The organism is Micromonospora sp. AKA38 (genome assembly GCF_027925725.1).
GTDB lineage: Bacteria > Actinomycetota > Actinomycetes > Mycobacteriales > Micromonosporaceae > Micromonospora.
Genome location: NZ_BNEI01000005.1, coordinates 1,506,141 through 1,518,852, shown reverse-complemented (window position 1 = coordinate 1,518,852; position 12,712 = coordinate 1,506,141). Strand labels below are relative to the sequence as shown.

General features: G+C 74.2%; 11 protein-coding genes and 1 pseudogene. 11 read left to right on the top strand and 1 reads right to left on the bottom strand.

Going from position 1 to position 12,712, the window contains the following annotated elements; genetic code table 11:
* The first annotated feature begins 74 nt into the window (after positions 1-74).
* From TPA0908_RS23690 to TPA0908_RS23660, 7 genes are all read left to right on the top strand, one after another.
* Positions 75-1,574 carry a flavin-containing monooxygenase gene (locus tag TPA0908_RS23690; RefSeq protein ID WP_281941392.1) on the top strand — a complete coding sequence of 500 codons (1,500 nt, stop codon included), beginning with the start codon at positions 75-77 and terminating at the stop codon, positions 1,572-1,574.
* Positions 1,567-2,535 (top strand): SDR family NAD(P)-dependent oxidoreductase, encoded by a 969-nt coding sequence (locus TPA0908_RS23685; protein WP_281941390.1) that lies wholly within the window; start codon positions 1,567-1,569, stop codon positions 2,533-2,535. Before TPA0908_RS23690 ends, TPA0908_RS23685 begins: the two co-directional genes overlap by 8 nt.
* Positions 2,532-3,383, top strand: a complete 852-nt coding sequence (locus TPA0908_RS23680; RefSeq protein ID WP_281941388.1) for an alpha/beta fold hydrolase — start codon at positions 2,532-2,534, stop codon at positions 3,381-3,383. The genes TPA0908_RS23685 and TPA0908_RS23680 overlap by 4 nt, the downstream gene beginning before the upstream one ends.
* A gap of 78 nt (positions 3,384-3,461) precedes the next feature.
* Entirely contained in the window at positions 3,462-4,115 is a 654-nt protein-coding gene (locus tag TPA0908_RS23675) for a GntR family transcriptional regulator (protein WP_281941385.1), read from the top strand.
* Positions 4,112-5,389: an MFS transporter gene (locus TPA0908_RS23670; RefSeq protein ID WP_281941383.1), complete on the top strand. Its 1,278-nt coding sequence runs from the start codon at positions 4,112-4,114 to the stop codon at positions 5,387-5,389. Before TPA0908_RS23675 ends, TPA0908_RS23670 begins: the two co-directional genes overlap by 4 nt.
* A 125-nt stretch (positions 5,390-5,514) precedes the next feature.
* Positions 5,515-6,603: an S-(hydroxymethyl)mycothiol dehydrogenase gene (locus tag TPA0908_RS23665; RefSeq protein ID WP_281941382.1), complete on the top strand. Its 1,089-nt coding sequence runs from the start codon at positions 5,515-5,517 to the stop codon at positions 6,601-6,603.
* A complete protein-coding gene (locus TPA0908_RS23660) occupies positions 6,600-7,229 on the top strand; it encodes an MBL fold metallo-hydrolase (RefSeq protein ID WP_281941380.1) in 630 nt (209 codons plus the stop codon). Before TPA0908_RS23665 ends, TPA0908_RS23660 begins: the two co-directional genes overlap by 4 nt.
* Positions 7,230-7,325: 96 nt before the next feature.
* On the opposite strand, the gene TPA0908_RS23655 is transcribed toward TPA0908_RS23660, so the two are convergent.
* On the bottom strand, positions 7,326-8,165 hold the full coding sequence (locus TPA0908_RS23655) for an MEDS domain-containing protein (protein ID WP_281941378.1): 840 nt from the start codon (positions 8,163-8,165) through the stop codon (positions 7,326-7,328).
* A gap of 362 nt (positions 8,166-8,527) precedes the next feature.
* Between TPA0908_RS23655 and rho the strand changes: the two are divergent.
* The 4 genes and pseudogenes from rho to TPA0908_RS23635 form a co-directional block, all read left to right on the top strand.
* Positions 8,528-9,628: pseudogene (gene rho / locus TPA0908_RS23650) on the top strand (transcription termination factor Rho); the annotation flags it as partial.
* A 76-nt stretch (positions 9,629-9,704) separates the two neighbouring features.
* On the top strand, positions 9,705-10,790 hold the full coding sequence (locus TPA0908_RS23645) for a DUF3626 domain-containing protein (protein WP_281941376.1): 1,086 nt from the start codon (positions 9,705-9,707) through the stop codon (positions 10,788-10,790).
* 183 nt (positions 10,791-10,973) lie between these two features.
* Positions 10,974-11,687 carry a hypothetical protein gene (locus TPA0908_RS23640; protein ID WP_281941374.1) on the top strand — a complete coding sequence of 238 codons (714 nt, stop codon included), beginning with the start codon at positions 10,974-10,976 and terminating at the stop codon, positions 11,685-11,687.
* Positions 11,688-12,141: 454 nt separating this feature from the next.
* A complete protein-coding gene (locus TPA0908_RS23635) occupies positions 12,142-12,696 on the top strand; it encodes a hypothetical protein (RefSeq protein WP_281941372.1) in 555 nt (184 codons plus the stop codon).
* Positions 12,697-12,712 lie beyond the last annotated feature (16 nt).

The window sequence follows — 12,712 nt, the reverse complement described above, 5'->3', positions numbered from 1 at the left end:
GCACTCGACAGGGTGTTGACCGGGGTCCGGGGCGGTGGATAGGGTCCGGTCACCGCGGGAGAACGGGAGAAGCCATGGCCTCCGACCACGTCGACGTTCTCATCGTCGGCGCCGGCCTGTCCGGCATCGGCGCCGCCGTCCACCTGGGACGCGAGTGCCCCGGCAAGACCTACGCGGTGCTGGAGGCCCGGGGCGCCATCGGCGGCACCTGGGACCTGTTCCGCTACCCGGGCGTCCGCTCCGACTCGGACATGTACACGCTCGGCTACTCGTTCAAGCCGTGGACCGACCCGAAGGCGATCGCCGACGGTGAGTCGATCCGCCGGTACGTCCGGCAGACCGCCCGCGAGCACGACGTGGAACGGCACATCCGCTTCCACCACCGGGTCACCCGCGCCGAGTGGGACAGCGCCACCGCCCGCTGGACCGTGCACGCCCGCCGCGACGACACCGGCGAGGACGTCACGGTCACCTGCGGCTTCCTGTTCACCAACTCCGGCTACTACCGCTACGACGAGGGCTACACGCCCCGGCTGCCGGGCGTCGAGCGGTACGCCGGCACGCTGGTGCACCCGCAGCACTGGCCGCAGCGGCTCGACTTCACCGGCAAGCGGGTGGTGGTGATCGGCAGCGGCGCCACCGCGGTGACCCTGGTCCCGGCCATGGCCGAGCGGGCCGCCCACGTCACCATGCTCCAGCGCTCCCCGACGTACGTCGTCGCGCTGCCGTCGCGCGACAGGTTCGCCGAGGCCGCGCGGCGCTGGCTGCCCCCGCGCACCGCGTACGCGGTGGCGCGCTGGAAGAACGTCACGCTGGGAGTGGCGAACTTCCAGCTCAGCCGCCGGGCGCCCGGCCTGGTGAAGCGGTTCCTGCGCCGCGCCGCGAAGGGTCGACTGCCGGTCGGGTACGACGTCGACAGGCACTTCTCGCCCCGCTACGACCCCTGGGACCAGCGGCTGTGCGTGGTGCCGGACGGCGACCTGTTCACCGCGCTGGCCGAGGGCCGGGCGTCGGTGGTCACCGACACCATCGACACGTTCACCGAGCGCGGCCTGCGGCTCGCCTCCGGCGACGAGTTGCCGGCCGACGTCGTGGTCACCGCCACCGGCCTCAACCTGCTGGCGCTCGGCGGCATGACGCTGACCGTCGACGGCGCCGACGTCGATCTCGCCGCCACCATCGCCTACAAGGGCATGATGCTCTCCGGCGTGCCGAACTTCGCCATGACGATCGGCTACACCAACGCGTCCTGGACGCTGAAGGCCGACCTGGTCGCCACGTACGTCTGTCGGCTGCTGCGCCACCTCGACGACACCGGCCAGCAGATCGTCACCCCGCTCGCCCCGGACACCGACGATCTCGTGCCGATCATCGACCTGAAGTCCGGGTACGTGCTGCGCGCGGTCGACCAGTTGCCGAAGCAGGGCCCGCGCGCGCCGTGGCGGCTGCACCAGAACTATCCTCGCGACGTACGCCTGATGCGGCACGGGCCGCTGACCGACGGCGTCCGGTTCGCCCGTGCCGGCGCGCCGGCCACCGCGGCCGTGGCCGCCTCCGGAGGTACCGATGCGTGATCTCGACTTTCCCGGTGGCACCGCGGTCGTCACCGGCGCGGCCAGCGGCATCGGCGCGGCGCTGGCCGACGGCCTGGCCCGGCGCGGCGCGGACCTGGTCCTGCTCGACCGGGACGCCGACCGGCTGGCCGCGGTGGTCGCGTCGATCCGGGCCCGGCACCTGGACCGGGAGATCCACACCTACGTGGTCGACCTCGCCGACGCCGAGGCCACCGACCGGGTCGCCGCCGAGATCCACCACGCGCATCCCCGGATCCGGCTGCTGATCAACAACGCCGGCGTCGCCTTGGGCGGCCGGTTCGACCAGGTCACACTGGACGAGTTCCTCTGGGTCATCGAGATCAACTTTCGGGCCGTGGTGCGGCTGACCCACGCGCTGCTGCCCTCGCTCAAGGCGGAGCCGGGCTCCCACCTGGTCAACGTGTCCAGCCTCTTCGGTCTCATCGCCCCGCCGGGGCAGACCGCGTACGCGGCCAGCAAGTTCGCCGTGCGTGGGTTCACCGAGGCGCTGCGGCACGAGCTGGTCGACGACCGGATCGGCGTCACCTCGGTGCACCCGGGCGGCATCCGGACCCGCATCGCCGCCAGCGCGCGGGTGGGCAGCGGCGTCTCCCGGGAGGAGTACGAGGTCGGCCGGCGGCAGTTCGAGAAGCTGCTGACCATCGACCCGGCGGTCGCCGCCGAGGTCATCCTGCGTGGTGCGCAGCGGCGGCGCGGCCGGGTGCTGATCGGCTGGTCGGCCAAGCTGCCCGACCTGCTCGCCCGCGTCGCCCCCGCCGGCTTCGGCAAGGTGCTGGCCCTGGCCATGCGCCCGCGACCCGCCCGGGTGCCCGCACCCCGACCGGCGCCGACCGCCCCGCCGGTCGGTGCGCATGACGCGCCCGTGCCAACCGGTGCCGCCGACGCGGCCGGGTCGGTCTCCGACGGCGCGGTCGGGCGGGAGCCGGGACGCCTGGCGTGACGGTCGGGCTGCCGCCGGCCGACGAGCACACCGTGGCCGGTCTGCGGATGCGCTGCCGCACCACCGGCGACGGGCCGCCGGTGGTGCTGTTGCACGGCATCGGCCGTACCCTCGACGACTTCACCGCGCTGCACGCCGCGCTGGCCCGCGACCACCGTGTGCTCGCCGTGGACCTGCCCGGCCACGGCGGCTCCGCGCCGCTGCCCGGACCGCACACGCTGCCGGCCCTGGCCAGCGCGGTCGCCGGGTTCCTCGACGCCGCCGGGGTCACCGGCCCGGCCCAACTGGTCGGCAACTCACTCGGCGGGGCGGTGGCCATGCGCCTGGCCGCCGACGCGCCGCACCGGGCGGCCGGCCTGGCACTGCTCAACAGCGCCGGCTTCGGCCGGGAGGTGACCGTGGCGCTGCGGCTGCTGGCGGTGCCCCCGCTGGCACGGCTGCTGCTGCGCCCGCACCCGGCGATCGCCCGCCGCACCGAGCGCGCCATCTTCGTCGACCCGGCCCACGTCACCGAGGAACGGATCGCCACCGCGCTCGCGGTGGCCCGGCAGCCGCACGCGGCCCGGGTGATGCGGGAGCTGGTTCGCGACCTGGGGACATGGCGCGGGGTACGCCCCCGCTGGCGCGCCGAGCTGCTCGACGCGGTGGCCGCGCTCGACCTGCCCACGCTGCTGGTCTGGGGCGAGCGCGACCTGATCCTGCCGGCCGCGCACCTGGCGTACGCCCGGGCCCGGCTGCCCGGGGCGCGCAGCCACCTGTTCCGCGACACCGGGCACATGCCGCAGATCGAGCGGACCGTCGAGGTGGCGGCGCTGCTGCGCGACTTCTGGGCGTCGCCCGGCGGGTGACGCTCCGCCCGGCGTGGTCCAGGCCACCGTCCGGCACACCGGCGGAGACTCCCGAGCGGCCCGGCCCATCATAGATACATGACGTATCCCAGCACCGGGACCGGCCTGTCCGCGGCCGAGCGGGCCTACCGCCACCTCAAGCGCGCCGTGCTGGAGCAGATCTACCCGGGCGGCCAACTGGTGAGCGAGGGGGAGATCGCGGAGGCGACCGGGGTGTCGCGTACCCCGGTCCGGGAGGCGCTGCTGCGGCTGGAGTCGGAGGGCCTGGTCAAGCTCTACCCGAAACGCGGCGCGCTGATCCGGCCGGTGTCCGCCCGGGAGACCGCCGACGTGATCGAGGCCCGCCGCCTGGTGGAGCTGCACGCCGCCGAGCGGGTGTGGCCGCGGCGTGCCGCGCTCCGTGGCGAGCTGGCCGACCGGCTCGACGAGATGCGCCGGGCGCACGCCGCCGGGGACCTCACCGCCCTGATGGCCGCCGACCGGGCCTTCCACGCGGCGGTCGTGGAGGCCGCCGGCAACGAGATCCTGGCCGAGCTCTACCACCGGCTGCGTGACCGGCAACTGCGGATGGGCGAGGCCGGCTTCCGGCTCTCGCCCGGCTGGGCCGAGGTCGCACTCGCCGAGCACGCCGCCCAGCTCGCCGCGCTCGACGGCGACGACCCGGCGGTGTGGCGCGACGCGGTGGCCGGGCACATCGACTCCGCCGCCACCATGCTCGGGAGGCTCCGGTGACCGTCGCCCGCCGGCCCGCCGCGCTGATCTACGCGGTGGCCGTGACCGCGTACGTGGCCGCCGTGTTCCACCGCAGCTCGCTCGGCGTCACCGGGGTCGACGCGGCGGACCGCTTCGGCATCAACGCCGCCGCGCTGGCCACCTTCTCGGTGGCGCAGCTCGCCGTCTACGCGGCCATGCAGATCCCGGTCGGGGTGCTGCTGGACCGCTACGGGTCACGCCGACTGCTGCTGGCCGGCGGCACGCTCATGGTCGCCGGACAGCTCGTGTTCGCGGTCGCCACCGACGTCCGCCTCGCCGTCGCCGCCCGGGTGCTTGTCGGTCTCGGGGACGCGATGACGTTCATCAGCGTGCTGCGGATCGTGGCGTTCTGGTTCCCGGGCCGGCGCAACCCGCTGCTGGTGCAGCTCACCGGCACCATCGGCCAGCTCGGCGCGGTGCTCGGCGCCGTACCCCTGGTGGCGCTGCTGCACCACGCGGGCTGGGCCCCGGCGTTCCTGACCGCGGCGGCGCTCGGCGGCACCGTGCTGCTGCTGGTCCTCGTCGTGGTCCGGGACACCCCGCACGCCGCGCACGTCGCCGCGCCGGCGCCCGGCCCGGCGGCGGTACGCCGGCAGCTCGCCGACGCGTGGGCGCAGCCCGGCACCCGGCTCGGCCTGTGGACGCACTTCGTCGCCCAGTTCTCCGGTTCGGTGTTCGCGCTGCTCTGGGGCTACCCGTTCCTGGTGCAGGGGCAGGGTTTCACGCCGACCGCCGCGGCCGGGCTGCTCACCCTGATGACCGTGGTGACGCTGGTCTGCGGCCCGGTGGTCGCGCACCTGTGCGCCCGGCACCCGTTCCACCGCTCGGTGCTGGTCTTCGGCATCACCGCCGCCACCGCCGCGGTCTGGGCGGTGGTGCTGCTCTGGCCCGGCCGCGCCCCGCACGCGCTGCTGGTCGCGCTGGTCGTGGTGCTCGCGGTCAACGGCCCCGGCTCGGTGATCGGCTTCGACTACGCCCGGACGTTCAACCCGGTGCACCGCATCGGCAGCGCCACCGGCATCGTCAACGTCGGCGGGTTCGTCGCCTCCATCCTGCTGATCCTGGCCATCGGCGTGGTGCTCGACCTGGCCACCCCGACCGGCCGGGACGCCCCGCCGCTGTCCGCGTTCCGGTGGGCGTTCGCGGTGCAGTACCTGCTCTGGGCGCTCGGGGCGGTGCAGGTGCTGCGCTACCGCAACGCCGCCCGCCGCCGGTTGGCCGACGAACGGATGCCGGTGGCGGTGCCGGCCTGAGCGGGCCGGCGACCCCCGCCGCCGGACAATCCGCCCAGCGGACACACGTCAACCGGCGGGCGTCGCGCCGGCGGTCATGATCGGCGGTAGGTTCGGTGGGGGACCGAGAACGAAGGAGAACTGCCGTGAGTCAGGAAGTCCGGGGAGTCGTGTCGCGGCGCAAGGGCGCGCCGGTGGAGGTCACCACCATCGTGGTGCCCGACCCGGGGCCGGGTGAGGCGGTGGTCCGCGTCCAGTCCTGCGGCGTCTGCCACACCGACCTGCACTACCGCGAGGGCGGCATCAACGACGACTACCCGTTCCTGCTCGGTCACGAGGCCGCCGGCGTCGTCGAGCAGGTGGGCGACGGCGTCACCGACGTGGCCCCCGGCGACTTCGTGGTGCTCAACTGGCGGGCCGTGTGCGGGCAGTGCCGGGCCTGCCGGCGCGGCCGTCCCTGGTACTGCTTCGCCACCCACAACGCGGCGCAGAAGATGACGCTCACCGACGGCACCGAGCTGACGCCCGCGCTGGGCATCGGCGCGTTCGCCGAGAAGACGCTCGTGCACGCCGGCCAGTGCACCAAGGTCGACCCGTCCGCGCGGCCCGCCGCCGTCGGCCTGCTCGGCTGCGGCGTCATGGCCGGTCTCGGGGCGGCCATGAACACCGGCAACGTGACCCGGGGCGACTCCGTCGCGGTGATCGGCTGCGGCGGTGTCGGCGACGCGGCGGTGGCCGGCGCGGCGCTGGCCGGCGCGACGACGATCGTCGCGGTCGACACCGACTCCCGCAAGCTCGACTGGGCGCGGAAGTTCGGCGCCACCCACACCGTCAACGCCTCCGAGGACGACCCGGTCGAGGCGATCCGCGCGGTCACCGGCGGGTTCGGCGCCGACGTGGTGATCGACGCGGTCGGCCGGCCGGAGACCTGGAAGCAGGCGTTCTACGCACGCGACCTCGCCGGCACCGTCGTGCTGGTCGGCGTGCCGACCCCGGAGATGACGCTGGAGCTGCCGCTGCTCGACGTGTTCGGTCGCGGCGGCGCGCTCAAGTCGAGCTGGTACGGCGACTGCCTGCCCAGCCGCGACTTCCCGATGCTCACCGAGCTCTACCGTCAGGGCCGGCTCGACCTCGACGCGTTCGTCACCGAGGAGATCGCTCTCGACCGGGTCGAGGACGCGTTCGCCCGGATGCACCACGGCGACGTGCTCCGCTCGGTGGTGGTCTTCCCGTGACCGCGCACGTGGACCACACCGTCACGTCCGGGACGTTCTCGCTGGACGGGCAGACGTTCGACGTCGACAACAACGTCTGGGTGATCGGCGACGACCACGAGTGCGTGGTGGTCGACGCGCCGCACGACGTGGCCGCCATCCGCAAGGTGGTCGGCGACCGGCGGGTGCTCGCGGTGCTGGCCACCCACGCCCACGACGACCACGTCCGGGTCGCCCCCGAGCTGGCCCGCGTCACCGGGGCCCCGGTGCTGCTGCACCCCGCCGACCGGGTGCTGTGGGACCAGGTCCACCCGGACACACCGCCGGACGGCGACCTCACCGACGGGCAGACCGTCACCGTCGGCGGCGCCACGCTGCGGGTCCTGCACACGCCCGGGCACAGCCCGGGAGCGTGCAGCCTGTACGCCCCGGAACTGGGCGTGGTCTTCACCGGCGACACGCTCTTCGCCGGCGGGCCGGGCGCGACCGGCCGGTCGTACAGCGACTTCGGGCTCATCGTCGAGTCGATCCGCACCCGCCTGCTCACGCTGCCGCCGGAGACGGTGGTGCACACCGGGCACGGCGACGACACCACCGTCGGCGCGGAGGCGCCGCACCTGGACGAGTGGATCGCGCGCGGTCACTGAGCACCCCGCCTGCCCGGCCTCGACGACCGGCGGTGGCCACCGGCTCCTGGCCACCGGCGGCGCTCGTCCAGGCGGGCGGTGCGCCGGTGGCGGCGCTCAGGCCGGCACGCCGTCCAACACGCGCAGCAGCCGGTCCAGCGCCGGCCGGCATCCCACCAGCCGGATGCCGGTGCGGCTGGCCCGGCCGGCCCGCGCCAGCTCGGTGGCCGCGCCGGCGTCGGCGAAGCTCAGCTCCGTCAGATCCAGCACCGGGGCCGGGCCGGCCAGGGCGGTCAGCTCGCCCAGCAGCGCCACGAACGCGTCACGGTTGCTGCGGTCCACCTGCCCTACCAGCCGTAACCCGGGCGGATCCCCGGTCCGGTAGGCACGCAGCAGCGGCGACCAGGTGCGCGGCGTGAGCGGCCCGGCGGTGCCCGGGTGGGCGGCGGTGAGCAGGCGGAGCTGCTCGGCGGGGAAGCGTCGGCGGTCGTACAGACACAGGCCGGCGACCCGGCCGTCGGGAAAGAGCGGGGCCAGCGCCTGCTCGTAGCGTCGTAGCTCGTCCAGGCTGACGCCGGACCGCAGCACCCACGCCATGTCGCCGCTGAGGCGTACCCCCGGGTAGCCCTCGTGCCGGGCCCGGTCGACCTCGCGGCGGACCGTGTCGGCCAGGGCGGCCGGGGTGGGTCGCCCGGCGCCCGGGAACGCGTCCAGGGCGGGCAGGATCCGCAGCTGCCCGGCCGCCACGGCGGCCTCGGTGGGGACCCCGACGGCGTCGACCCGCAGGCGGACCGCCTGGGGAGTCGACGTCTCGGTGAAACAGACCACCTTGTGGCCGCGGCGGAGACCGGCTGCGGCGAAGCGACCGACGGCCTCCAGCGCGTCGCTGTCGTCGTCGTGGATCCAGCAGACGTGATCGCCCAGATCGACCTGGTCGACCACGGTCGTAGCAGTCACGGTGCGGGCCTTCCCGGTGCGGCGGGGCCCTCACTCTAACGAAGCGTCCGGCCCGGCGGCACCGGTGATCTGGTTGCCCGCCGCGGCGGGTCGGGTTAGCCTGCTCGTGGACCCGGATGCCGGCGCCAGACGCCGCCCGTCGTCCGCCATCTCCTCTGTGGCCGGTCACCGACCGCCCTCTCCGCCGCTCGGCTGTCCGAGCGGCTTCTCCACCGCTCGGCTGTCCGACCGGCCGGCTCCTCCGTCGCGGTGACACCGCCCCCGGCCCGCGCCGGGCCGGTCCCGACCCGCGCCGTTCCCCGGTGTCCGCGTCCGCCGACACCACTCCCGACGAAAGGCCACCCATGATTCCCGCGCACCGTCCCGTCAGCGGTGTCCTCGACACCGTCGGCGGGCACCACACGCTCCGGGTGGACGGATACCTGCCGTCCACCGCCGACGTCACGCTCAGCGCCGGCCAGGTCCGCCGGTACGGTCTGCGCCGCGGCGACCTGGTCACCGGCACGGTCACCGGCGAGTCCCACCCGGGCCGGCCGGTCCCGCTGGACCGGTTGGACACCGTCAACGGCCTCGACGCCGGGCCGGCCCGGCGGCGCCGCGACTTCCACCAGCTCACCCCGGTGCACCCGCGTGAGCGGCTACGGCTGGAGACCGAGCCGCACGTGTTGACCACCCGGGTCATCGACCTGGTCATGCCGATCGGCAAGGGCCAGCGGGCGTTGGTCGTGGCACCGCCGAAAGCCGGCAAGACGATGGTGTTGCAGGCCATCGCGAACGCGATCACCACCAACCATCCCGACTGTCACCTGATGGTGGTGCTGGTGGACGAGCGACCCGAAGAGGTCACCGACATGTCCCGGTCGATCAAGGGCGAGGTCGTCGCCGCCACGTTCGACCGCCCGCCGCGGGACCACACCGCCGTGGCGGAACTGGCGATCGAACGGGCGAAGCGCCTGGTCGAGCTGGGGCAGGACGTGGTCGTGCTGCTCGACTCGCTGACCCGGCTCGGCCGCGCCTACAACCTCACCGTGCGCTCCGCCGGGCGTACGCTCTCCGGCGGCATCGACGTGGCCGCGCTCACCCCGCCCAAACAACTGCTCGCGGCGGCTCGCGCGGTCGAGGAGGGCGGCTCGCTGACCATCCTGGCCTCCGCGCTGGTGGAGAACGGCTCGGCCGCCGACACGCTCATCTTCGAGGAGTTCAAGAGCACCGGCAACGCGGAGCTGAAACTGGACCGGGGGCTCGCCGACCGGCGTACGTTCCCGGCGGTCGACGTGCGCGCCTCCGGCACCCGGCGGGAGGAGGCGCTGCTGTCCGACCTCGAACGGCAACGCCTGCGCGCGTTGCGGTCCGCGTTGTCCACGCTGGACCGGCAGGCCGCCCTGGAGCACCTGCTGCGCCAGCTCGGCGCCACCGGCGGCAACGCGCACCTGCTCGCCCGCCTCGGCGCGACCGGTCGGTAGCCGTACCTCAGGTCGGTAGTCGTACCTCGCGGAATTCCTCTGGCCCGGCGGGCCCGGCCCGGCGATACTCGCCGGCATGCCCGGACCGACGCTGACCGCCGCGCAGTCCGCCGCCCTGCGACACGTGCGCGGCGTCGCGCTGCGGGACCGCCCGGCCGCGCTCGCCGTGATCGCGGAACACCTCGCCGGCTCCGGAGCCGACCTCCGCGGCGACGAGGTCGGCGCGGTGGTGACCGGGTACGGCCGGCTGACCGTCAACTTCCACCCCGACCGGCTGCTGCACGACGGCCGGACGGTGGTCGAGGCGCTCGACGACGAGGGCGTGTACCGCAGCCAGTTCGAGACCGGCATCGGCAACGGCGGGCTCACCGCGTTCCCCGGTGGTGACCGGGACCGCTGGGAGGAGGCGATGTTCGGCGGCGCGTACCAGCGTCCGGGCGTGCCCGCCGCGGAGCGTCCGAAGTACGGCGGCCTCAACCTGCTCGACCATCCCGACGGCGCCTGCCCCCGGTTCGGCTCCTGCCACCTGCGGCTGCGCCCGGAGGTGGTGGCCCGGACCACGTTCACCTTCGGGGACAGTCATCTCGGGCCGACCGAGGTCGGCACCGCCACCGTCTTCGAACCGGTCCTCGCCGCGCTGCTGGTCGCCACCGCCGGCACCGGCGTCAGCCTCGGCGTGTCCGGGATGGACACCGGCACGCTGCTGCGGACGCTGCTGTCCCGCCGGGAGCGGGCCTCCGAGCGGGCCGGTCGCGCGCTCGACGACTACATCGAGGCCCAGGTGCACGGCGAGCTGAGCCTCGCCCGTGACGTCGAGGCTCTCGTGGCCGACCCGTCGTTCCGGGACACCGGAACCGGCCGCCGCCTCGCCGGTCTCGCCCACCGGCACGGTTTCCCGCTGCGCTGGCACTGCGGCTTCCAGCTAGCCGTCGACGGCGTCGACGCCGACTTCCGCGGCCCGGACATCCCGCCGCTGGCCGTCCGCGTGCACGCCGAGTTCGGCCGGCCGGGGGAGCCGCTGCACGCCGCCCTGATCGGCCGGGCCGCCGCGTCGCTGGTACGCGAGCCGCACCGCTGGGCCGACCGTGGACCGGCGGAGCTGACCTGGCAGCACCTCAAGCAGCTCTGGCACGTCCTGGTCCGTTTCGGCGGCCCGGCCTGATCGTCCCGTTTCCCCGCGCTCGCGGAGTGACCTGGACCGCAGCCTCCGCGCCCACCCGACATCTCCGGAATGACCGACAGGCCGGCCTGGTTGTGCCCCGGTACGCCGGCACCCGACCGGTGCCGGCACCCCCGAGGGGCGCTCACCCCGGAGCGCGTCGTAACGATCGAAAGGGCAACCATCGTGCAGCAGCACCTCACTCGATGGCTCCCCGCCATCGCGAAGACCGCCGTCGCGAGGACCACCGTCGTCGCCCAGAACCGTCGCGCCGCACTCGCCGTCGCGGGCGTGGCCGCCCTGGGCGGACTGGCCTTCGCGCCCACCGCCGTCGCCGCGCCGGTGACCAGCGGACCCCACGCCGGCGCCAAGGCCGCCATCGACCTGGCCACCGGCAAGAAGACCGCCACCTCCGGCCTGACCACGGGCAGCGACAAGGTGCCCACCAAGGCCGACCGGCCCGCCCGGGAGAAGCTCGTGCCGCACGGCGTCGAGGGCGCGCAGTCGCGCATCCCGCTCGACGACGCGCAGCTCGACAACGCCAAGGCCATCGTCCGGGCGGCCAAGGAGACCGGCGTGGGGGAGCGGGGCGCCGTGATCGGCGTCGCCACGTCCCTGCAGGAGTCCAAGCTGTACAACCTGGGCCACCTCGGCGCGTACAACGACCACGACTCGGAGGGTCTGTTCCAGCAGCGTCCGTCGTCCGGTTGGGGCACGTCCGAGCAGATCACCGACCCGGAGTACGCCAGCAAGGCGTTCTTCGGCGCGCTGAAGAACGTCGGCGGCTGGCAGAACCTGCCGCTGACCAGCGCGGCGCAGACCGTCCAGGTGTCCGCCTACCCGTACGCGTACGCGCAGTGGGAGGAGCAGGCGGCGGACATCGTCCAGCAGCTCTGGTGAGACGTCGCCCGTGACCGGCCGGCCCCGATTCGGGGCCGGCCGGTCCGTCTGTCCGACAGCCGGTCGACGCCCGCACAGTGCTCGGACGCCCGAGGTGTTCCCTTCGCGACGTTGGGTGGAACGCCACGGGTGTCCCGGGCGCTCCGAGGCGCCGGGTGGTGCGCTCCCGAACGGACCTGGTGGGTGGTTTGTCCGGTTGGGTGGTGGTGGGCGGCACGCTGGCGGTGGAATGGGTCGGGGGGTCGCGGCGTTGTATCCCGGTGCACGGCCGAGGAAGGCAAGCACCCGCCGATCCCCGCCCGGGAATGACGGTGGGTCCCCGGTCGTTGCACATACTTCCGGCGCCGCGTCGAGGCCCCCGCCCCGCGAGCAGCCGGATCCCCCGAGAACTTTGTTGTGCGCCTGACGGTGCCCGCACCCCCCGGTGCGTTGACCCCCGAATGGAGCCCCCGCCATGAACACGATGCTGCGTAAGAGCGTGCTGGGTATTGCTGGTCTGGCTTTCACCGGTGGTGTGTTCGCCGGTCCGATCGCCGGTCATGTCGAGTCCGCGCACGCGGCCACCGCCGGCAAGCCGGTTGCGGTGGCGAGCGTGCAGGGTGAGCAGTCGACGATCAACCTGAACGACGAGCAGACCGCCAACGTCAAGGCGATCATCGCGGCGACGAAGAAGGCCGGGCTGCCCGAGCGGGCCGCGGTCATCTCGATCGCGACCGCGTTGCAGGAGTCGAAGCTGGAGAACCTGGGCCACCTCGGCGACCGCAACGACCACGACTCGCTGGGTCTGTTCCAGCAGCGCCCCTCCTCGGGTTGGGGCACCCCGGAGCAGATCACCGACCCGGAGTACTCGACCCTGGCCTTCCTGAAGGGTCTGAAGCAGGTCGACGGCTGGCAGGACATGCCGCTGACCAAGGCCGCGCAGACGGTGCAGGTGTCGGCCTACCCGGACGCGTACGCGCAGTGGGAGAAGCAGGCCACCGACCTCGTCGGCAAGCACTGGACCAAGTAAGACGGCGCGAAGGCCG